This window comes from Acinetobacter sp. B-6 (assembly GCF_056930735.1).
The window spans coordinates 43,325-66,222 of the sequence record NZ_JBXPBY010000019.1 but is presented as its reverse complement, the minus strand read 5'-3'; the positions used below and the strand labels follow the sequence as shown (position 1 = coordinate 66,222).

Sequence of the window (22,898 nt, the reverse complement as noted above, 5' to 3'; positions counted from 1 at the left end):
TCCATGATCGTCCTCCTTAATCAATAACATGACCCGTTGTAAAATAACGAGCCAGAGCTGCAGTTGAAACAAAGCCAAGCATGGCGACCAAAAGTGCACCTTCAAACATCGAGGTGCTGGCCCAGTAAATCCCCAAAATAACGATTAAGCAGGTCGCATTTAAAAACAAGGTATCTAGTGCCAATAAGCGATCTACAATCGAAGGTCCCATCACCAAACGGATTAAACACAGCAACATAGAGAGCGTGACAGCAACGAGGCAGATGCCTAGCGCATAAGGCAGGATGCTCATGAGCGTTCTCCTTGTTGAAGGTCAAATATCTCGATTAACGGGACTTCATAGCGTGCTTTAATCGCTTGGATTTCAGCATCCACATCATCGCAACTTAAGGCATGAACCAAAATGTCACCACGCTCTTGATCTATCCCCGCACTGACAGTTCCAGGGGTGGTGGTAATAATCATTGCCAACAGGGTATTGACGTGTTCATGATCAGTGTCTAAAGGAATCCGAAACCACTTCGGTTGGAGATTTTTTGTGGGTCCCAAAACCTGTTTTGCGACTTTAATATTACTGATGATGATGTCCCATAGCACTACAAAGAATAATTGAATTGCACTTTTCCAATGAATATTCGGGGTACAAACAATAAAGGGTTGGATCAATTTGGGAATAATCAAGCCTAGAGCGATTGCAACCACAATGTCAAAACTTTCAGCGCTATGATTCAGCATCAGCCAACTCATTGCCACAATCACCGATACAAAGGGATGTGGCACTATACGGGTCAATAATGATTGATTTTGCATTTATTGCTCCATTGGCTTCAGTTGATTATTTTCCGTATGCTGCTGTTCCTGTCCTTTGATTTGACGCTGCTTATACTCGGAGATATGTTCACCTTGTAGCGTATCTGGGCTAATAATATAAGGAATATAATGCGCGTTTGGATCGACCATTTCACCATTGTATTTGGTTTCAGGAACATAGTTTGGATCGAACGGTTGGACACTAATGGTTTGTCCTTGTTCATCAGTTTTTAAAATACCATGTTGATACAAAGAGGCATCGGTAATTTGTGCTGCTGTTTTTTCAACATAATTTAAAATCGGTGCGGCACAGACGACATAGGCAATTAAACCTGCCAATAGCAGATAAATCGTTTTATCGTTGCGTGGCGGTGCTTGATTTGGCAAAGCTTGATAAGCAGCATAAGCCTCTTCTTTAGGATTATTTTCAGGTGCAGTTGCACGCCAAAACAGAATGAATCCGACGCGGGTAAAAGCAATAATACTCAATAGGCTGACGATTAAAATCACTGCAATAATCCAGCCTTGCGCTGCCATATTTGCAGTGGCTTGCAAAATCAAAACCTTGCCTAAAAAGCCACTAAATGGCGGTAAGCCAGCCATCATCAATGCAATCACAAAGAATGTCATTGCCAATACTTTGTCTTGCTTCATTTTAGGTGCAACTTTGAGGTGATCTTTCATTGCACCACGTTGTGAAGTAATCCAGCCACACACTAAGTAGAACGATGCTGCAATCACAGTACTATGCACAAGATAATATAAACCTGCCGACCATGCTTGTGTATTCAGCATTGCAATAGCAACTAAGATTGTGCCAATTGAAGACAATATCATAAAGCCGACAAAGCGACGCAAACGCTCTGCAGCCAGCGCTCCAATGACCCCATAAAGTGAAGTCAGCAAACCAATCGGCAATAACCATGTTTGAAGAAAATGCGCAGCTAAAGCATCATTAAATACTGTGCCATTAACGCGTAAAATCGCATACACACCGACTTTGGTCATAATCGTAAAAATGGCAGCAACAGGTGTTGTTGCGACAGCATAAGTTTTTGGTAGCCAAAAACCGACAGGTAACATGGCTGCCTTAATTCCAAAGACCACGAACAGCAGTAAACCTCCCGCTACGGCAAGTCGATGTTGATCGTTATCTAAAGTCGGTAACAATCGTCCTACATCTGCCATATTTAAACTGCCCACACTGCCATAAATCATTCCTAATCCAATCAAGAACAGGGCAGAAGCAAGTAAGTTAATCGTGACGTAATGTATACCAAGTTGAAAACGCGCTTTGCCTTGACCATGTAATAGCAATACATAAGATGCCATTAACAATATTTCAAAGAACACGAAGAGGTTGAATAAATCGCCTGTTAGAAATGCACCACTTAATCCCATCAGCAATAGATGGAACATGGCATGGAAGTAGCGACCACGCTCATCCCATTCCTTACTGGCAAACCATAAAATTGGGGTTGCAAGCGCGTAGGTAAGCACCAACATTAATGCGGATAAACGATCAAGCACCAAGACAATACCAAATGGTGCGGACCATTCAGCCAATTGATAAACAAATATTTTTCCAGTATTGGCTTGAAGCAGATAAGCAATAGCAGTCGCAAGTCCGAGAACAATAGAAGCTAAACTCAGACCACGACGCCAAGGCTGCCGCCAATCATGTTTTAAAGCCCCAGAACCAGGATTGCCCAGTAAAATGAGTAAGAAACCAGTAAATGCTGGAATCAACACACTCATAATCGGAGAGTGAGCATACCAAAAATCTAAAAAGCTGCTCATTACGGCTCATCCTCACGTGGGTCAAAACTACTTGGTTCCTCTTTTGCATCGACATGGTCAGTACCCGATTCATATCGGCTACGCAATGCCAATTGCACAATAAAAGCTGTGGTCGCAAAGCCAATCACAATTGCTGTGAGTACCAACGCTTGTGGTAAAGGATCAGTGACTTTTGTTGCCTGAATGAGAATGGCAGGTGAGCTGATTTGTATTCTTCCCATTGCGAATAGAAAAATATTCACGGCATAGCCAATCATTGCCAATCCAAGTACAACAGGAAAGGTACGAGCTCGAAGAATAAGGTAAATACCAGAGGCAACCAATAATCCAATCGCAGATGCAATTAAAAATTCTAAACTGATCATGCATTACTCCTTGGGTACTGGACCAGACATACTGGAATGTCTAGAGTCGCCTAAAACAGAAATGAGTAACATTGTTGCACCAACCACAGTGCCATATACACCAAGATCGAATGCGGCGGCAGAAGCAAGGTGGAATGTACCAAATAGACTTGATTCTACATAGACATGTGCGCTGGTGAGGAAAGGACGAGCCCATAACCATGAAGCAATGCCTGACAGCCCTGCAATCAATAATCCTAATCCAATCCAGACTTCATAAAGTCGACCAGATTTTGCTCGCAGCATTTGTTCCGCTTGGTCTTGTCCGAGTGCAATGTATTGAATCACCAGTGCCATTGAGGTAATTAAACCCGCAATAAAGCCACCCCCTGGATAATTATGTCCACGTAGAAAAATATACAAACTGACCACCAATGCAACAGGAAGTACCCATGAAGCGGTCATACGGAACATTAAAGGCGACGGGTTAAAACGATAGCTTAATCCTTTTGTCATGGTTGTACCGTGTGTACGCATCCCATCCATCATGCAGAGTGCACCAATCGCTGCGATACCTAATACTGCAATTTCTCCAAAGGTATCGAAACCACGGAAATCGACCAAAATTACATTGACGATATTTGAACCACCACCCAATGGAAGCGACTGTTGTACAAAGAACCATGAAATTGAATTGTGATCACGTGTCATGATCAACCATGCGATCCAACCGATTCCAATACCTCCACCAATGGCAAGCACAGCATCACGCCAACGTCGTGTACGGCTTGATTCATAAGGTGTCAATTGAGGAAGAAGGGACAAACTCATCAACAACAGTACGGTGGTAACCACATCTACAGTAATTTGTGTCAGTGCAAGATCAGGTGCTGAGAGCGTCACAAAAATCATGGTGACGACCAGACCAATTGCACCACTAATTAAAACTGCCTTGATCCGTTCATGATGGAACCACAACATCATCCAACATGCAGAGAACAGCAACAACCAAAGGACGATTGCTGTGAATGGTGCATGTGTCAGTTCCCGTGTTCCTGTAGTGAGGTTTTGGTTGAGTAGCGGGGCAGCAACTAAAGCAATACTTAAGGCTAGAATCAGCAACAAATAATTTTGTAATGAACCTGTTTCAGTATTTTTCTTTACTTTGCGGGATAGCGATAACAGATTTTTCAGGAAGTCTTCAAATAATAATTTCCCTTGTAAACGCCCTAAACTTGGGTCAAGGTCAATTTCACGAATTCGCCCACCTTTGGCTAAAGCAAAGTAGAAAATCACACCACCGATGAGGGCAATCGCACTCATCAGTAAAGGCAGATTAAAACCATGCCAAATGGCTAAATGAACACCTTCAAAGTTTGACAGCTGTGTAGAGGCACGTGTTCCTGCATTGACGATATTTTCCACCAAAAGTGCAGGAAGAATACCGACAAGAATACATAACGTTGCCAAGATAATTGCCGGTAAGCGCATGCCAAGCGGAGGTTCATGCGCATTTTTGTTGGGCACATCACGTCCTACATCACCATCAAAAAATACACCATGTACAAGACGTACCGAATAAGCTACTGCAAAGAGACCTGCCAATGTTGCAATGATTGCAGCTAAAACAACATAGCCACCAGATAAGTTCGCCAATAATTCTGTAAAGAACATTTCTTTAGAAATAAAACCATTGGTGAGTGGTACACCTGCCATACTGGCAGCAGTAATCATGGTCAATGTTGCAGTAAAAGGAAGCAGTTGCCACAGTCCACTGAGCTTTCTTAAGTCACGTGTACCTGATTCATGATCAATGATGCCTGCAATCATGAACAAAGCAGCTTTAAACGTTGCATGGTTAATAATATGGAAAATTGCAGCTGCAACAGCTAATGGTGAGCCAATGCCCAATAGGCACATGATCAGACCTAAATGACTAATCGTTGAGTAGGCCAGTAACCCTTTTAAATCTTCTTTAAAAATGGCAAAGAATGCTGCCATACATAAGGTAAATAATCCAATAGTGGTCACGAGGTTATGAAACAACGCTGAACCCACAAAAATCGGAAGCAAGCGAGCAACAAGGAAAATCCCTGCTTTGACCATAGTTGCTGAATGTAAATACGCCGATACAGGCGTTGGGGCTGCCATTGCATTTGGAAGCCAAAAGTGAAACGGAAATTGTGCACTTTTGGTAAAGGCACCCAATAAAATCAATAATAAGGCAGGAACAAATAAACCACTATTTTGAATTGTTGTTGTCATTGTGGTGAGTTGGTCAATTTGATAGGTTCCTGCAATATGACCAATTAAAATAAAACCACCCAGCATGGCTAAGCCACCCATCCCCGTGATGGTCATTGCCATACGTGCGCCACGTTGCGCTGCTTCGTAATTACTCCAATAACCCACAAGCAAGAATGATGAAATACTGGTCAGCTCCCAGAACACCAATAATATGATGAGGTTGTTTGATAGAGAAATACCCAGCATCGCTGCCATGAATAGCATCAATAATGAATAAAGTTTGCTGAGAGAGTTTTTAGGATTTAAATAATAGTAAGCATAGATATAAATCAGGGTGCCAATACCCGTGATCAGCAATGAAAAAATTAAACTTAGTGCATCTAAACGAAAGCTAAAATCAATCCCAATTTGAGGTAACCATTGCCATTGTTCTAAAATGGCATTGCCGCTCAATACTGTTTTTGCCTGAGTCAGTAGCAGTACGAAACTGCTTAAACTGACCCCGATTGCCCCTAAAGCTGTTACCCCTCGAGAGAATTGCTTCAGCCACAGGACAAGGGTAGTGCCAAGTATTAACGGTAATAGAATAATAATCGGAAGCACACGCGTATCCATTATCGTGAATAGGTCGTGAAACCTATGTGAATCTTATCTTTCAAGGATTTGAGGAATGCAAGGAACAGTCCAATAACTTAAATCTTGAAAGCCGAGTTAAATTAATGAGTAAAAATCAGTTGTGTTGCGCAACATGAGAAAACGATTAGAAAATCAATTAAGATTGAAAAATCTAATTTGAATTGATTTTTTCATAGTATTACATGCGCAGAATAACATCAATTTATTTTGTCAGTTTTTGCGCAAACATTTGTAATTATACGCTTATGATCGCATTTGGCTGTCTAATCTTTAAGCCATGCGTCACAATCTATAGGTTTTATCGTCCTTGCTAAAAAATCAGGTAAAAGCAAAGAACATCATGATTTGAGAATGATGAAAAAAATAGAGATTGAAAATTTCTCAACATTCATTCATGTCTGTAAGTTAACGCTCAGATCAAACCCAGTTTAGAGCAATGATTTATGTGAAGATTGATCATCACCTGATTGGATTAAACGTTTCAATTCAGCTTGTTGTTGTTCATTGAGTTGTTGAAATTGTTGAAACAATTTTTGAGCATTTAGGCTCTGCATACTGGGTTCAAGTAAAGGTTGTTCGGTATCTTTGGGAATTTCTTTTAATAAATTTTCATAGATGTGTTGATATTCATCCCATACATCATTGCTTTTAATTTCATGAAGTTGTTTGTTTTCAAGCTTAAAGCACTGATATTCATCCGCTTGCTCTAACAAGGCTTCATGACTTGCGGTTGCAATAATTTGGAGGCGTGGAAATGCCATATTTAAGCGATCCAGAATGAACTGTAATCCGAGTTGATCTAAGTCAACATCAATTTGATCGATCAGCAAGATTCCTTCGCCTTCTTCACATGGATAAAGGCTCAGTGGGTTAAGTAAACACAGTCGACGTACAATATCACCCACCAACGCCAGCCAATTTTTAACGGTATTGGATAATTGCTGATAACTAAAATTCTGGTCTTTATAGGTGACCATAAGTTGTAGTTTTGGTTGGTACTCAAGATAGATATCGGTGATCTCAGGAATAATCGTATTTAGGCTCTTTTTTAATGCCTGTAAGCTAGGCGCGTGTAACTGTGAATGCGCTTGAAATAAAAGATGTTGAAAGTCTTGATCAGAGTGATCAGCAGGCTGTTTTTTTTCTAAAATATTTTGAAATAATTGTGCGAGTTGAGCATTTTCAATATCGCTCATTTCCCTGAACCATTCGAAAAAACGTGCAAATGTGGTGTAAGGAATTGGCACCAGTTCATAGGCGTTATGTGGCTGTAAAACGATTGGATTGTTTTTATTGAGAATATTAACTTCATTGACAAAACGTTCAGCAGGATAATACGCAAGCATGGGTAATCCTTGTACGGGATCATTTTTAATGACTTGGTTATAACGTTCGACCAACTGTTCGAGTTGCTGTAAATCAACTTTGCTAATGCCTATCCCTGCGCTATTTATAGTTTTATAAAGTTGCCAACGACAGCTTTGAGGATCATTTTCAGTCGTTGCACTACTTTCTGCCAATTGTCCCATTTCGGCTGGAAAGTGGATATTCACATCGATTTTAGATTGAACACGATCTTGCATAATATCCTGATCAAGCATCACGATACCAGGTGTTCTTAAATCTTTCAGGCGAGCGGGAAACCAGCTCAGCGCTTGATAAATATTCTTAATAATGGCGGTTTTACCGCTGGCTTGATCGCCTACAATGAGCGTAATCGATTTATTATTTTTATCATTAAAATTTATTTTTAAATCAGCAAAATGGTATGTATGCCGAAAATGAATTGATTCTAGTTTCATAAGATACCTGACATTTAACGGGCAGCGTGAAAATCTATGACGATTCATCTTTTGACTATATGATTTTACATATTGATGAAAGGACCAAAACCTTATGCTGTCGCCTTATTTTTAAATGGAGTTTTTACTTTCAGTTGTTGAACTAGATCATAAATGTGATGAATATTTAAACTGACTTTTGCTCGGGTACAAGCGACATATAAAAGTCTCAGTTCTTCATCACTGATTTTATGTTCCAAACCGTTTATTTTAAATTGGTAATCATCTTCGATATGAACGCGATTCCACTCAAGTCCCTTGGCTTTATGTGCGGTAGAAATCACATAATCAGCTTGCTCTATTGGGGTAATTTTAGCAAGTGCTTTTTTGAGTGGATCTGTACCATGATCATCAACCAATTTAACTAAAGGCTTGATATCGCTGCCATCATTGGTTTCACAATATTCATGTACATCATGCCAAGAATTAAACCATGCCAATTCAGGAACATCGATCACACGTTTGCCTTGTTTTAATAAACTTGCGGCATCGACAAAACGGTTTAGTTTGGCATGATCGGCTTGTAAGCTGACTTTATCTCCCTGAACCAAGCCTGAAAGTAGTAATTCCATTGCACGCGCGTTAGTACGACATAAAATTGCATCACGCATTTTGGTATGTGGTTTATTGACCACAGCGGATTTCATTTCTGAATTCCCCAAGAGAGGAACCGTTTCGTCCAAGGCACCAAGCAGATGATTTGCGACATCTGCGATTGCATCACCAAAACGAAATGAAGTGGTTAAACGTGATTCAGGAAGTGGCATTTGTTGCATGGCATTAACGGCACCACGCCAAGCGTAAATTTGTTGATGTGCATCACCCACATATATAACTTGGGTGTTGCGTTGGCGCAACAGGATGCCCAGCATCAAGGGGTCAGCATCTTGTGCCTCATCAAATAGCACATAATCTGCGGGAATAAATGGATCTGACAGTGCCCAGAGTTTGAGATAAATATCATGACCAATCCCTGCTTGATGGTTTGGATCAATAGACTCTAACCAACGACGCTCTACGGCTTTATAGAGGTGGGTTTGCAAAGATTCAACATCATCGGGATGCAACCAGCTGGGTGCTTGTATATGACGTGGTGCAGGATATTGAGAACTTGTTGAGCAGAAATAACTGACTGCGTTGGCAACCAGACTGGCTAAACGACTCGGCATCAACACATATTTTTCATAACGACCACCCATCAAGCGTCTCAACGTAATCGGCTCAAGTCGATATTCTTTTGCAATAAAACTTGGACTTAGGCGAGGTAGACGTAATTTATCGGTTACTCCACGAGGCACACTACGAAATGCAAGTGAATGGAAGGTTCGGCAGTCTACATTTTGATGAAATTTATTTTGTGCTTCAGTTGCGATGGCTTTATTAAACGCCAAATACATCCCACGTCGATCAGTCATCGCATCGCTGATTAACTGTAAAGTCGTGGTTTTACCTGTGCCAGCATAGGCAATCACTTTAAAGGATTGTCCTTTTCTTGCTTCTGCAATTGCAAAACTTTGCTCGGAGGTTGGGCTAAAAGAATAAGGCACAGTCGTTATGAAATCTTATTGGGTTGAAATTCAGTATGTATTGAGTATAGCAAAGAATAATCCGGGCTAGGGTGAAATCTATTGTCTTGTTGTTCAATGAGGATGAACAGAAGAATGAAGATAGATATAAAAAAACTCAAAACAACAAACCTGATCATTTTTATCATCATACGAATTTTTATATATGTTTGTCTTTAAAATGACTTAAAAGTGAAACTAGATTGTCATAACTGATTCTTAAACTGGGCTCGGGAAAATTCTATAACATATTCGGATAAAGTTATGACAAATTCAGCCAACCAACACACACGTCGTGAAGTGCTTACATGGTTAGCCAGCATTCCGTTTCTTCCACTTGGGGCAATGGCAACTTCTGCTACTCTTGCAGGTTGTAATGATGATGACAAAGATACAGTTCAACCCATCAACCCAGCTAAATTAAAAACTGCAACATTTACACCAATGGATGCACCAACGTTGGCAAACCCAGCAGCGATGGCGACAACAACAGTTGCTTCTAGCCTAGCCGTAACATGGGATGACAATACTAAAACTGACTACAAACTTGCTTATAAAACCTTCTTCCAAACAGGTGATTTGGTCAGTGATGGAAAGGGTAGCAAAATCTTGGCAGGTGGCTATTATGATATTAATAATAAGCCAATCATGGATAACTCTACAGGTTCACCACGTCAATTCTTCTCAGATTGTCCAGATGGAACATCTTTGCTCACTGTTAAAGATGCCAAAATTGATGGTGTAAAAGGCAATCCGGTATTTGCTGTGGTGCAATTTGAATATACCACACGTGATTTGGCGGGTAATGACATGTATGGCAAGTTGCCATCGCCAATTGGGGTGATTTCACTTGACCAAGATCCTAAAACGGGTCATTTATCTTTTGTGAAATATCACAATGTAGATATGTCAAAAGCACATGGTTTATGGATTACTTGTGGTGCAAGCCTGTCACCGTGGGGCACACATCTTTCAAGTGAAGAGTATGAGCCAGATGCATTTGGTCAAGGCTTAGGTACAGATATGACCACCATGAAAGCTTATAGTAAAAATGTCTATGGTGATGAAACTTCTGCAAAACCTTATAACTACGGTCACTTACCTGAAGTCACTGTAAATAAAGATGGTACAGGCACAGTGAAAAAACACTATTGCTTGGGTCGGATCTCACATGAGTTGATTCAAGTGATGCCTGATAATCGCACTGCATTGATGGGTGATGATTATACCAATGGCGGTTTGTTTATGTTTGTTGCGGATAAAGAGAAAGATTTATCTGCCGGAACATTATATGTGGCGAAGTATTTAAATGAGTTGAATGAAACCTCAACTGCGCAAATTCAATGGATTAACTTGGGTCATGCGACCAGTCAAGAAATTGAAGATTTGGTGAATGTTCAAAATATTCAACCAAGTCAAATCATGGAAAGCTTAGATAAAGATCCACAAGATGCAAGCTATACCAAGATCATTCTGCAAAAGAAAACAGTTTGGGTAAAAGTTAAACCAGGTATGGAAAAAGCAGCTGCATTCTTGGAAACGCATCGCTACGCAGCGTTGATGGGCGGTAGTATGGCGTTTACCAAAATGGAAGGAACAACAGTCAATGCTAAAGACAAAGTTGCTTATTCAGCCCTTGCCAATATTCAAGATTCAATGATTAAAGGCAATGCTGCTTGGTTAGAGTCACATAATGTAGCATTTGCGAAAAAGATTTCTGCTGGTGGTATTGTTGCACATGATATGGCAGGCTCTAAGAGTGATAAATCTGGAAAAGCTATTCAAAGTGACTGGGTACCCTACCAATCACACATGCTTTTAATTGGAAAGGATATTGATGCTTCTGCTGACCCGTTAAATATCGGCAATACTTCTGATCCAAATACGATTGCAAGTGCGGATAACTTAAAATTCTCTGAAGCGTTACGTACATTATTCATCGGTGAAGACAGTGGTAACCATGTGAATAACTACTTATGGGCATATAATGTGGATACAAAGAAATTAGACCGCATTCTTTCATGCCCAGCAGGCGCAGAGTCCACAGGTTTGCATGCCGTAGACTCAATTAATGGCTGGACCTACATCATGAGCAACTTCCAGCATGCTGGAGACTGGGGCTCTTTGCACAGTAAAGTTCAAGCAACTTTAGATCCATTGATTCGTAGTAACTATAAAGATCGTTACGCGGCTGCAGTGGGTTATTTGACTGCTGATCCAATCGCGCCTTCTGTTGAGAAGAAATCTTCTTAATTTAAGATTTGAATAAAAAAGCAGCGAATACTCGTTGCTTTTTTATGACTCAATTTTATTGCAGCAAGATTGAAACACAGACATCAAAAACGCGCTTAAAATTGCGCGTTTTTCTGAATTAAAATGCCGATATTACATCTGCCAATTAATGCTCACGGTTGGCTTTTTCAACTAAACCTGAAAGCCCTTGACGACGTGCAAGCTCGTTTAAGACCAATTGTACATCCAAATCAAAATAACCCAGCATCACAATGGTATGGAACCATAGGTCTGCAACTTCATAGATTAAATCATTTTTATGATTTTCATTGGCTTCGGCTTTAAAGTCTTTTGCCGCAATGATGGTTTCAATGCTTTCTTCACCGATTTTTTCTAAGATTTTATTCAAACCTTTATGATAAAGCTTGGCAACATAAGATGATTCAGGATCAGTCGCTTTACGCTCAGCCATCATTTTGCCTAGATAACCTAAGACTTCAACTTGTTCAGCTTGAGCATTCGATGCATTCATCGCAATTGTATGTGCATTCGCTGAAGTATTATCACCATAAATTGCTTGTGGATCTTTGAGTTGTGCGTCAACAATTTCCCAGCCATGTGCTGTCAATTTGCGATAAAAACAAGACTCACGACCTGTATGGCAGGCAATACCACCATGCTGTTCGATTTGTAAAACAATGACGTCAGCATCACAGTCTAAACGAATTTCATAAACAGTTTGGAAATGCCCTGATTCCTCGCCTTTGAACCACAATTTATTGCGTGAGCGTGAGAAGTACACACCACGCATTTTTTCAGCGGTCAGTTGCAGTGCTTCACGGTTCATCCATGCCACCATCAAAATACGCCCAGTTTGATGATGTTGTGCAATAGCAGGAATAAGTCCTTGTTCGTTAAATTTTACTTCATCGAGCCATTGCAGATTGTTCATAGGATTTCACCAGATTAATCAATATAAGATAATTACTTTAAACGCACGTGATAGATAGCGTAGCGCTTGTATAGTGTACGTTATTTCCAACATTTTAGGAAAATATTGATCATGGATTTCGTTGAGATCAAAAATCTTGCTCGCACATTTAAAGCCGAAGATGAAGACATTGATTCAGCAAGTATTTAAATTAAAACAGCAGGGTGTGGGTTTATTGGGGCTCATTTATTTTGTGCAGATGAATCAACGATTGCCATTAAGCGAAGCAAAAACAAAGACTCTCAATTTTAGCTTTTGGTGAGCAGAAGAACGATTGGGCGTCGAAGAAAGTTATCAGACCATAATGCACGATTTTAAAGGGCATAGTTTTAACGAGCGTGGTTTTAATGAGCATCATTTTTTTCGGTTCAGTGACGAGTGTGCAATGTCCTGATACTTCATTTGGCTGAACATACCTGACTTTAATCCTGTTACGGTGATTGCCATCTCCTTTCGAAAATAGGGTATTCGATACATCCAAGAAAAGCTAAAATCTCGCAAAGTACCTGCCCACCATAGATCAGATTGATAAAGAGGGGTAAGCAAGCGACTTAAAAATTGATAAAAATCAGTCGAGCTTTTCCGATGCTGATGGTAATTTTGCCAAAGCTTTACATGATCAATAGTTTGATTGTCTCTTGCATGCCGAACAGCTTGACCTAAAGCCCACGCATCTAACAACGCCATATTTGCACCTTGACCAAGTTGCGGGCTCATTGCATGTGCAGCATCACCTATAATTCCAATACGCCCTTCACCAAATTTGGAGAGCACCACATCACGATAATTGGCTGAAAGCCATTGTTGTTTTTCCTCTGGATTGGCGATGACCTGCTCTAACCAATCTGCTGCAGGCTTCCAACGTTGAGAAATTTCTTTGAGCCATTCGGAACGTGCGTGCTGATCGGGCAAAAAACTTTCTAGTTGGTTGGTGGGAAGGCTCCAAAAAATACTAGAAAGTCGTTGTTGTGGTTGGTTTGGAATAGCACCTGTGGGTAGAATTCCCATCATTATTTTAGCGCGGTCATAAAATTGATGCAGGATCTGCGTATCCAGTGTTAAACATTCAGGCACTATGGTCCATTTGGCTCCCCATGGGTAAGCTTGATCAACTTTAACCCATTGACGAGGTCTCAGCTGACTTCGTGCACCATTGGCAATAATCACATGATCAAATACGTCTTCAAAATATTCTTGATGTTGTGTACCGATGACTCGGATTTCATGTGAGGATTCATCAAGTCTTTCAATATCAGTATTCATGTGCCATGTAATCAATTCAGCATATTCATGACATTTTTTTTCTAATACATGGCATAAGGTCGCTCGATGGATTCCTAGACCATAAAAATCTGGGTGGGCTTGTACGTAATGACTGTCGACCAACTTAAATCCATTGGCGAGTTGACCTTCTAAACCTGTCACCAATGCACCCAGTTTCAAGGCATTTTCTAAAACTCCTAAATGCTCAAAAACAGCCAAACCAGAGGGTTGTAGTAATAAACCCGCACCAACAGGTTCAAGTGCATGCGCTTTTTCAAAAATGGTGACATGAATATGTTGTTGTGCAAGTAAAATTGCAGCGGCAAGCCCAGCTGTTCCTGCCCCAACGATGGCAAATTTTGGGGTGTTATTTTGATTCATTATTGGCATAAGCATTTTGAATGGTTTAAATTTAGCAAAAAAATCAGTGATCAACACACTTTATTTTGTGCAACATCCTTGTTGTTTTGACTTTATATCAATCAATATTATTAACTGAATAAAAATGAAATAGTCTTTGCTTTTTTCATCAGCGAATTTTACCTAATGTCGCTATCACAGTTGACGGCATGGATGCCGCCGTCGGTCAAGGGCGATATGAGCAAAAACAAAGCACTGCTTTTTTTTGCAGCGCAATATCCCTGTTAAACGCAAGATTTTTGTTATTTTTTCATCTCTGAAAAGTAAGGTATCGCTTACGCAAATCTATTTAAACTTTAGAGGAAAAGTGTGGCATTGCAAGCTTTGTATCATCAAACAATATATCTATCGCCTTGATTTTATTTACTGTATGCGTTTTTAACAAATTGGCTATACTATGCGAGTTCTCTTGAATAGCATTAAATAAAAATCAGTGGCTATAAGTCCTGTATATGTTCAGCCCAGTTCTGCTTTTCGATCAATTCTAAAAACTCATCTCCCAGTCGCTGGCTTTCTGCGACGGATTGTTTCCACAGTGTGATCCGTTTTTGATCATCTAAACCTTTCATCACAAAGTCTTTACGGTCAGGTAAACGCCCTAGAGCTAATGATTCTAAATAGGCTTGAGAGGGCGAGATCAGTAATGTTCTCGCTTGGTTTTGAGGATTTGCAGTTCGAGATTTAAACATTTTATCAAACCAACCTGGAATAATTCGGTCGGTAAAATGTGGGTATAAAACAATGCCGTTACTTTCAAAAGGCAAGTCGATGTGATAGTCAATCAAACCACCATCACGATATGCACCTTGAGGTGCATTGGTGATATTTTTGACTGCTGGCGTAACTGCCGGAATTGAACCTGAAGCCATGAGCCAATCGGCAACATTGTCTTGGTCAAAATTTAGATAATGTGTTTTAAAAGCATCATCTTGAATTTTAAATTGTGGAAATTGTGCTGGCTGACAAATTACGCGTTGCATAAACTTACTGAGATGTTGTCTAGAAACAGCATTACTGCCGATAATGCCCAATAAAGAACCATAAAGTGCAAGCTTCTGATCACTTTGAAATAAATGTTCTGCCTTTGCTGAAATAATGGTGAGGTGATAATCAGGATGCTCGACCAGTTTTTGGGTTTGGTGGTCTAAAATACTGTACAACATCTCCCGAGATATTTTTTCAATCTCTGCGATCTTCATCTTTTTATGAAAAGGTAAATGGATATATAACTCAGCCAAGCGCTCAGGTCCGAGTTGTTCTCCTTGTGCCAAAATTCCTGCAAAACGCCATGCACCAACGGATGAACCGATGAGAAAGCGGCGTTGCTTGGCACGTTGTAGAAAATCACCAAAAATCGCTTGATCAAGCCCCATCAGCCCAATGCCTTTTGGACCTCCTGCTGCGCCGGGGATCATATCCACGTGTTGTGACTGCAATCCTTCTTTTGCGATGAGTTGTTTGGCGAGTGAGCCTGCACGAAGGGTTAAAGCAGAAGGGCGTTTCTGTAAAATCTGAATCATTGCGACACTCACTCAAACGAATTTTTTCATTTTAAGTTGAGCTGCATTTTCAACAATGGCGAGAGGTGTCAGTAGATGACTTTGCAGTCATTCAAATAAAAAAGCCTATTCATTGAATAGGCTTACTCATATTATTTGGCAATCCGCCAAATGGCTAAGATACTGCTCAAAATAATTAAAATAATCGAAATATACCAAGGCGCAATGATGGCTATTGATAGCAAAATCGCCATGAGGCTGCCAAAAATCCAACTTCGTTTTTGTTGATGCTCGACTTCTAAGCGCATCATTTGCAATTCATGTAGTTGTTTGGCGTGCCAAGCAGATTGGTTTTTTAAACCATTTAAACTATCAACCATTAATGTTGGAAAATCCTGAGCACCTAAAAGTAAATCAGGAATTTTTTGTCCCAACTCCTTTAAGTTTTTCTGCGGATTCATTTGTGCTTTGACCCATTCAGTCAGAATAGGCTTTGCCAACTTCCAAATATCTAGCTCAGGGTATAAGTCCGTTCCTAAGCCTTCTACATGTACCAATGTCTTTAGCAATAACATTAATTGTGGTGGGATTTCTAAATGGAAACGTCGAGCAATATCCATGACTTGAATTAAAATCCCAGCAAAGTCTAATTCATGCATCGGTTTGGACACCATCGGTCCAACAGTGCGACGCATTTCACGAGCCAGCGCATCTTGATCTGTGCCCGGTGGAATCCAACCCGCTTGATGCACAATTTGAATCAACTGCATGAAGTCGCTGTTCATGACCGCCAATAGCATGCGGGCAACAGTCATTTGGTCTTGCTTGGACAACTCGCCCATAATTGCACAATCCAGCGCGATATAGCGAGGATGACTTGGGTTTAAAGTCTCAACAAAGACATTTCCAGGGTGCATATCTGCATGGAAAAAATTATCTCGGAACACCTGAGTAAAGAAGATGGTTAAACCTTTTTCGGCAAGATCCTTACGATCCATACCCAAGCGCTCAAATGTTTCTATATCTGAAATCGGAACACCAGTGATGCGTTCAGCCACCATAACATCTTTGCTGTCCATATAGACTTCAGGCACGTACATCATGCTTGAGCCTGTGAAGTAATGGCGCATACGGCGAGTGTTGTCTGCTTCGAGTGTCAGATCGAGCTCGTTTAAGATGACTTGACGATAATTTTGAATAATTTCAGATAAATGTACTGCCCGTGCCGCTTCAAGGCGTTTTTCCAAGCTTGCACCGAGCCATTGTAAAATCTCAAAGTCTTGTAAAATCTGACTGCGAATATCTGGACGAGTCACTTTTACCACGACTTCACGACCATCATGTAAAGCAGCCGTATGGACTTGTGCAATTGAAGCCGCAGCTAATGGCTGTTCATCAAAACGTGCAAAAATGCTTGAAATATTGGCTTTCAGCGATTGCTCAATACGTGTCTTAGCCACATCCGAGCCAAATGGTTTTACCCGGTCTTGTAATAAAACCAATTGCTGCAATATTTCAGGTGGAATTAAATCCCGTCGAGTTGACAACAACTGTCCCAATTTAATTGCAAGCGGTCCCATTTCCTCTAAAGCTTCTTTGAGCTTAAGTGGATTTTTACGTTCTTTACTTGACCATGCAGCAGGGTGTAAGCGAATTAAAGACAGTGCATGACGGGCTTTTTCAGGTAGCTCTTCCGCAGGAACCAGTGTGTCGAGTCTATAGTGCGCTGCGATACGCCAAAGTTCGAATAAACGGGCAATATGCGGAATCATAAATTAAATTACCTGATCTTGGTGGGAATTAAGTAAAGCTTGGAGTTGTTGGATTTTTGCTTCAATGCGATCAATATTTTGATTAAGCAGACGCGTATCGTGTTGCAGATCATCCATTTGCCAACGTGGAGCAAAAATGCCACTGTCTTCTTTTAAAAAATCTTCAGCAAAAAATAAATGGCTTTGTAAAGAGCGCTTTAGATGTTGAGGCGCAAATTGAATCTTTGCAATTTCATGGGCAAGTGCAGGACCAATCCATGGGCTTAATTGTGATGCTAAATCAGGTTCAGCCTGTTGGATGATCTTTTGAATATCATGCAAAAGATGATAATCGCCCTGTAAAGGAATATTGCCAATCTCATCGGCAATAAATAACTTGACCAGTTCAACCACATTTTTAATGTGTAATGTCGCCGTCGCTTCTGAAATAGTACGGCTTTGATCAAAAGGACGCTGTTCAAAAACAGAAGGCGTTTCACTTTTGCCCGTTACGGTCGGTTCAAGACGAACTTTATGTTCATCAAAAAAAACATCGACAGAAAGCTGAGGCGCATCCATCACGACACGTAACAGTTTGCCTTGTAACTGATTGAATTGAATGCGAGTAATCGCATCCAAATTAATCCCATGATTGATGAACCGTTCAACTGCACCGAGTGCCAGAATTGACCACATAACCCAACCTTGCTTGTGCTATCTTGGAAAATTACAGTTTGAAACCACGGTGTACCGCAACGATACCACCCGTTAAATTGTGATAATCACAGTTTTGGAAGCCTGCATTTTCCATCATACCTTTTAATGTACGTTGATCTGGATGCATACGGATAGATTCTGCTAAATATTTATAGCTTTCAGAATCATTCGCCACAATTTTACCCATGATCGGCAATGCGGTAAATGAATAGAGGTCGTATAGTTTTGAAAATGGTTCAAACACAGGTTTAGAAAACTCAAGGATCAGTAAGCGACCACCTGGTTTTAAAACACGATACATAGCTTGTAATGCAGCATCTTTATCGGTGACATTACGTAAGCCAAAGCTGATGGTAAGCAAGTCAAAACTGTTGTCAGCAAAAGGTTCCAATGTTTCAGCATTTGCCAAAACAAAGTCAACATTGGTACAGCCAGCATCGATCAAACGATCACGACCAACATTCAACATTGACTCATTAATATCTGACAAGACCACATGACCGGTAGGACCGACCTCACGACTGAAAACTTTGGCTAAGTCACCCGTTCCACCTGCAATATCTAGTACGTGCTGACCACGGCGCACGCCAGACATGTTAATTGCAAAGCGTTTCCATAAACGATGAATACCAAATGACATAAGATCATTCATGATGTCGTATTTGCTTGCCACAGAATGGAATACTTCAGCAACTTTTTGTGCCTTTTCTTCACTGTTTACAGTGGAATAACCGAAGTGGGTTGTTGCCCCGACATTGCCCGTATTTGCACCACGTGGCAGATTATATTTAGGCACTTGACCTGACACAGGTGTATCCGTCATCTGCTGTTGTAATGATTGCTGTTGCCCCTGAGGCGCACCTTGCGGTAATGGTTCACTTAGAAATGGACTCACTTTGTCTGTATGTGTTGCCGTTTCAGCTGATGCTGTTGGCTTTTGGTTTTCATTCGACATTTGAGTCACTCCTGAACACAAAAATAGGAAATTTTATATTGCATTGCATAATGACAGATTCTGCAAAATTTTGCAGTGCTCATGATGCAATTGTTATGAATAATATACAAAAACCGATCTGAAAGATCGGTTTGATGATGGCGCAAATCCGATTAGATTTGGAAAGGATTGGGATCGCCACGATGGACTTTTTCAACAATCTCTCGTTCTTTGAGCGTAAATTCATGGATAAATTGAGCAGCAGATTTCATGGGCTTCATGGCAACAAAGCCTTCACCAATAAAGTCATACATCAATTCAAATTTATATTTTGTTGCCGCACCTTTACACATTTTAAAAGCGGTATGCATAATAAATGAACGCATATACTTATCGAGTGCACTCCCTAAATCATCCAGTAAGCTCAACTGTTGTTGGCGAGCCTCAGCTTGATCGAGTTTTAACAAAGTCAGTCGCATCATTTCATCATCAATGATTTGATGTGCAGGATAGTCTTTGAGTAATTGAGCTGCGACTTGCTCATCCAGCTGCATGGCAAGTACAGCCAAACCAACAGATTTTAGTCCGGTTTTGATGGCATTTTCCGGAATGATTTTTTCAGCCTTATGAGCATATTTCAGCAAACGTTCAATCTGTATCGCCAAATCATCAAATTCAGGTCCACCGTATAAACGATTGATGAAATACTTCGCCATCAATTGATTCTCTTTTTGATTAAACAAATCATGATGAGTGTTTTGGATACGGGCTTTTAACCAATCCTGTGCTTCATGCAGACGTTGTTTTAAAACCGGGTCAGTGTGATAGCTGAATTGTTGGTATTGTTCTAAAAGCTGATCAAGCGCAGCAAGTTTTGACATACAAAAACTCTAAATTTCGTTTATTTACAGGATAAAGCTAGTTTAGGGATAGCACTATGACAAAAGTGAAAAAACAATAGAGAAATATGGTCAGTGGATTTTTAAATCGGCAAAAATGCAATGTTTTGTACAGAAAATATATAACTCTGTTTTTTGCGAATGGGTATACTCGATAAAACCTTCAGATAAGTAGAGAAGCAGATGATTGAAGAACAATTACCGTTTGCGTTGCGTGATGAAGAAGAATTATCCGTTGATTTGATTGAGGCGCAATATGCGTTAAAGAATTCCAAAGACAAAAACAATGCCAAAAGTTTAGTCATTTTAGTCAGTGGAATTGAGCTGGCAGGTAAAGGGGAAGCTGTTAAACAGTTACGTGAATGGGTTGATCCACGTTATTTACGTGTTAAAGCAGATCCACCGAGCTTATTTAGCAACAAACAAAGTTTTTGGCAGCCTTATGCACGGCATATTCCATCTGAAGGTCAAATTCAGATTTTTTTTGGGAATTGGTACAGTGATTTGTTGTCAACCGCCATGCATGTTTCTAAGCCCTTAGATGAAACCATGTTCGATGCTTATATCGAAAACATGCGTGCTTTTGAACAAGACCTTAAAAATAACCATGTCGATGTAATTAAAGTGTGGTTTGACTTACCATGGAAAAGTTTGCAAAAACGTTTAGATTCAATGGATTCATCTGAACAACGTTGGCATAAGCTCATGGGGCTGGATTGGCGCAATAAGAAACAATACGACACCGTACAAAAGTTGCGACAACGTTTTACTGATGATTGGTATGTGATTGACTGTGATGATTGTATTTCAAGAGATCAGCAATTTGCGCAGTATATTTTACAAGCATTGAAAAAGTTACCCAAGCATAAAACCACGGTCAGAACTAAATGGAAACAAACGGCTGTTCCAGAAGCATTATTACAACCAGCGACGGATGAATTAGATAAAGATCAGTATAAGGATGAATTAAAAAAGCTCACTAAAAAAGTTTCAGAAGCGTTGCGAAACGATTCTCGAAATGTTGTGGTGACATTTGAAGGTATGGATGCGGCAGGCAAAGGTGGAGCAATCAAACGTATTGTCAAAAATCTTGACCCTCGCGAATACGAAATTTATACCATCGCAGCACCTGAACAGTATGAGTTGCGTCGACCTTATTTATGGCGTTTCTGGACCAAGATTCAACCAGAGGAAAAAATCAGTATTTTTGATCGAACTTGGTATGGACGAGTCTTGGTTGAACGTATAGAAGGTTTTGCCAAACCTGCTGAGTGGCAACGTGCTTATGATGAAATCAATCGTTTTGAAAAGGACTTGGTAGACAACCAAACGGTGTTGGTTAAATTCTGGTTAGCGATCAGCAAAGAGGAGCAAGAAGCTCGCTTTAAAGCTCGTGAACAAACACCGCATAAACGCTTTAAAATTACACCTGAAGATTGGCGTAATCGTGGACATTGGGATGAGTATTTAAATGCAGCGGCGGATATGTTTGAACGAACCAATACTGAATACGCGCCTTGGCATATAGTGGCAACCAACGACAAATATTCAGCGCGTATTCAAGTGTTGAAAGCCATTCTCAAACAGCTAAAAGCAGATTGAAAATTCTTAGGCGTTTGTAGGTATGAGAACATTACAAAAGATTTTGCTTGATCATAAACAGCATTTAACTCTGCCGAGTGAAAAATTAATTCAGCAGTTGCTTCGAAAACTAGATAATGATTCATACTTACCTGATCGTAAAAATGCACAGAAATTGCACCTGCTTTCTACGAATGAGGTCGATAATTTTTTGCTCAATTGTTTGGCTAAATATCAACTGTGCAATGAGCTCTATGATTTAAGCAATCATGATATCGGCAGTTTAAGAGCGGTCTGGGTTGTATTGAGTTTCTCGAAAAATCCTGAGGTCATTCAATATTTTGATGATCTAAAGCTTGCACTGCCACGCTTTAGTGCTAAAGTTTAAATTGTTTTGCGTAGGCGATGCCTCACTTTTCAGAGATGAAAAGTGACAAAAATCTTTCGTTGAGCGAGGGGTACATCCTATATACCCCCGCTCAACATGGCGACATCCATGTCGCTTCACGATAGCAAGACCATCAATGATTCAAAAAGTACAAAATAAATGAATCATCCAAATCACTTGTATGAATAATCAGACGGTTTGCCTATATAATTCAACGTAAAAAAGTTGAGGCGTGGATCAAAAATCGGTTTGTGCTTGAATGACGAATTTTCTTTTTCTATGTTCATTTTTTATGTTGATTTGTCTCATAAAGCGGACTAAGTCGCGCTTTATGAGTGTATAAATAGAGATTATGAATATTTAACAACGCTGGCTTGTTGTTTTTGCTGAATGCCTTTGGCAAGCTTATAACATTCATCTACATGCGTTTCAGCCACTTTTTTCATGACAATATAGCCTAAACTTGCAGCAATAATTGAACCACCAAGCGGAATGAATTTGGTCACTTGTTTGGTGATGATTTTTGCAGCCATATTGTTAAAGGATGCTTTAACAGCAGTACGTGCCACCACTAAACCTGAAAATTCGAAACCACGTTTGCGCAGTTCATTCCAGTGGATTTTTTTGGTGGCAGGATCATAAACACTGATTTGATCTGGTGCTAAACCAAAGCGAGCATTGATTTCAGGAATCAGGAAAGACAACATACCGACATCAATGACCACATCAAAAAATGGCACTGGTACAACAGCTGCACCTGCGGAGACATAGGAACGCTTTTTGACAAGTTCTAAGCATTCTTCACGAACCTGTTCTAGATTCAAGGTGGGATCAATCGAGTCTGGAATTTTATCAATTTTCATAAATCAAATACCTATGTTTCAAGCTTTTTGTCATATTTCTGGAAACTCATGTTTGAGCTTGAAATTGTGAAGTTATTTCCAAATAATGTTTTAAAAATGCCATAGTATATTGTTGTT

The 22,898-nt window shown here is 40.2% G+C and carries 18 protein-coding genes; 3 read left to right on the top strand and 15 right to left on the bottom strand.

What is annotated here, in order from left to right; genetic code table 11:
* Nucleotides 1–16: 16 nt before the first annotated feature.
* The 7 genes from AC1Z3T_RS19055 to AC1Z3T_RS19025 all read right to left on the bottom strand — a co-directional run bounded on the left by AC1Z3T_RS19055 (nt 17) and on the right by AC1Z3T_RS19025 (nt 9,225).
* The gene (locus AC1Z3T_RS19055) at nt 17–292 is read right to left on the bottom strand and encodes a monovalent cation/H+ antiporter subunit F (RefSeq protein WP_004825367.1); all 276 of its coding nucleotides are present in this window, start codon (nt 290–292) and stop codon (nt 17–19) included.
* Nucleotides 289–810: a Na+/H+ antiporter subunit E gene (locus tag AC1Z3T_RS19050; protein WP_005034327.1), complete on the bottom strand. Its 522-nt coding sequence runs from the start codon at nt 808–810 to the stop codon at nt 289–291. The genes AC1Z3T_RS19055 and AC1Z3T_RS19050 overlap by 4 nt, the downstream gene beginning before the upstream one ends.
* Nucleotides 811–2,610 carry a monovalent cation/H+ antiporter subunit D gene (locus tag AC1Z3T_RS19045; protein WP_100884392.1) on the bottom strand — a complete coding sequence of 600 codons (1,800 nt, stop codon included), beginning with the start codon at nt 2,608–2,610 and terminating at the stop codon, nt 811–813.
* Nucleotides 2,610–2,975 carry a Na+/H+ antiporter subunit C gene (locus tag AC1Z3T_RS19040; protein ID WP_004825361.1) on the bottom strand — a complete coding sequence of 122 codons (366 nt, stop codon included), beginning with the start codon at nt 2,973–2,975 and terminating at the stop codon, nt 2,610–2,612. The genes AC1Z3T_RS19045 and AC1Z3T_RS19040 overlap by 1 nt, the downstream gene beginning before the upstream one ends.
* A 3-nt stretch (nt 2,976–2,978) precedes the next feature.
* A complete protein-coding gene (locus AC1Z3T_RS19035; RefSeq protein ID WP_100884393.1) occupies nt 2,979–5,816 on the bottom strand; it encodes a monovalent cation/H+ antiporter subunit A in 2,838 nt (945 codons plus the stop codon).
* A 449-nt stretch (nt 5,817–6,265) separates the two neighbouring features.
* Complete coding sequence (locus AC1Z3T_RS19030) at nt 6,266–7,639, bottom strand: AAA family ATPase (RefSeq protein ID WP_419320023.1); 1,374 nt, start codon at nt 7,637–7,639, stop codon at nt 6,266–6,268.
* Nucleotides 7,640–7,731: 92 nt separating this feature from the next.
* Nucleotides 7,732–9,225, bottom strand: a complete 1,494-nt coding sequence (locus AC1Z3T_RS19025; RefSeq protein WP_004825357.1) for a UvrD-helicase domain-containing protein — start codon at nt 9,223–9,225, stop codon at nt 7,732–7,734.
* A 282-nt stretch (nt 9,226–9,507) separates the two neighbouring features.
* On the opposite strand from AC1Z3T_RS19025, the gene AC1Z3T_RS19020 reads away from it, so the two are divergent.
* Complete coding sequence (locus tag AC1Z3T_RS19020) at nt 9,508–11,496, top strand: PhoX family protein (protein WP_005034316.1); 1,989 nt, start codon at nt 9,508–9,510, stop codon at nt 11,494–11,496.
* A 145-nt stretch (nt 11,497–11,641) separates the two neighbouring features.
* Here the strand turns inward: AC1Z3T_RS19020 and hisIE are convergent, their stop codons facing one another.
* From hisIE to AC1Z3T_RS18985, 7 genes are all read right to left on the bottom strand, one after another.
* Nucleotides 11,642–12,427, bottom strand: coding sequence for a bifunctional phosphoribosyl-AMP cyclohydrolase/phosphoribosyl-ATP diphosphatase HisIE (hisIE, locus tag AC1Z3T_RS19015; protein ID WP_005034311.1), 786 nt, complete (start codon nt 12,425–12,427; stop codon nt 11,642–11,644).
* Nucleotides 12,428–12,820: 393 nt separating this feature from the next.
* Nucleotides 12,821–14,110, bottom strand: coding sequence for an FAD-dependent oxidoreductase (locus AC1Z3T_RS19010; RefSeq protein WP_100886245.1), 1,290 nt, complete (start codon nt 14,108–14,110; stop codon nt 12,821–12,823).
* 476 nt (nt 14,111–14,586) lie between these two features.
* A complete protein-coding gene (locus AC1Z3T_RS19005) occupies nt 14,587–15,669 on the bottom strand; it encodes a patatin-like phospholipase domain-containing protein (protein ID WP_100884395.1) in 1,083 nt (360 codons plus the stop codon).
* Nucleotides 15,670–15,800: 131 nt separating this feature from the next.
* Nucleotides 15,801–17,420: an ABC1 kinase family protein gene (locus AC1Z3T_RS19000; RefSeq protein ID WP_100884396.1), complete on the bottom strand. Its 1,620-nt coding sequence runs from the start codon at nt 17,418–17,420 to the stop codon at nt 15,801–15,803.
* A 3-nt stretch (nt 17,421–17,423) separates the two neighbouring features.
* Nucleotides 17,424–18,095, bottom strand: a complete 672-nt coding sequence (locus AC1Z3T_RS18995) for a ubiquinone biosynthesis accessory factor UbiJ (protein WP_100884397.1) — start codon at nt 18,093–18,095, stop codon at nt 17,424–17,426.
* Between the two features lie 31 nt (nt 18,096–18,126).
* Nucleotides 18,127–19,071 carry a bifunctional demethylmenaquinone methyltransferase/2-methoxy-6-polyprenyl-1,4-benzoquinol methylase UbiE gene (gene ubiE, locus AC1Z3T_RS18990; protein WP_058971012.1) on the bottom strand — a complete coding sequence of 315 codons (945 nt, stop codon included), beginning with the start codon at nt 19,069–19,071 and terminating at the stop codon, nt 18,127–18,129.
* Between the two features lie 152 nt (nt 19,072–19,223).
* On the bottom strand, nt 19,224–19,931 hold the full coding sequence (locus tag AC1Z3T_RS18985) for a DUF8198 family protein (RefSeq protein ID WP_004825341.1): 708 nt from the start codon (nt 19,929–19,931) through the stop codon (nt 19,224–19,226).
* Nucleotides 19,932–20,132: 201 nt separating this feature from the next.
* On the opposite strand from AC1Z3T_RS18985, the gene pap reads away from it, so the two are divergent.
* Both pap and AC1Z3T_RS18975 read left to right on the top strand, forming a co-directional pair.
* Nucleotides 20,133–21,551: a polyphosphate:AMP phosphotransferase gene (gene pap / locus AC1Z3T_RS18980; protein ID WP_005034278.1), complete on the top strand. Its 1,419-nt coding sequence runs from the start codon at nt 20,133–20,135 to the stop codon at nt 21,549–21,551.
* 22 nt (nt 21,552–21,573) lie between these two features.
* Nucleotides 21,574–21,918, top strand: coding sequence for a hypothetical protein (locus tag AC1Z3T_RS18975; protein ID WP_009587189.1), 345 nt, complete (start codon nt 21,574–21,576; stop codon nt 21,916–21,918).
* Between the two features lie 350 nt (nt 21,919–22,268).
* Here the strand turns inward: AC1Z3T_RS18975 and AC1Z3T_RS18970 are convergent, their stop codons facing one another.
* Nucleotides 22,269–22,781 carry a hypothetical protein gene (locus AC1Z3T_RS18970; protein ID WP_009587201.1) on the bottom strand — a complete coding sequence of 171 codons (513 nt, stop codon included), beginning with the start codon at nt 22,779–22,781 and terminating at the stop codon, nt 22,269–22,271.
* Nucleotides 22,782–22,898: the final 117 nt, after the last annotated feature.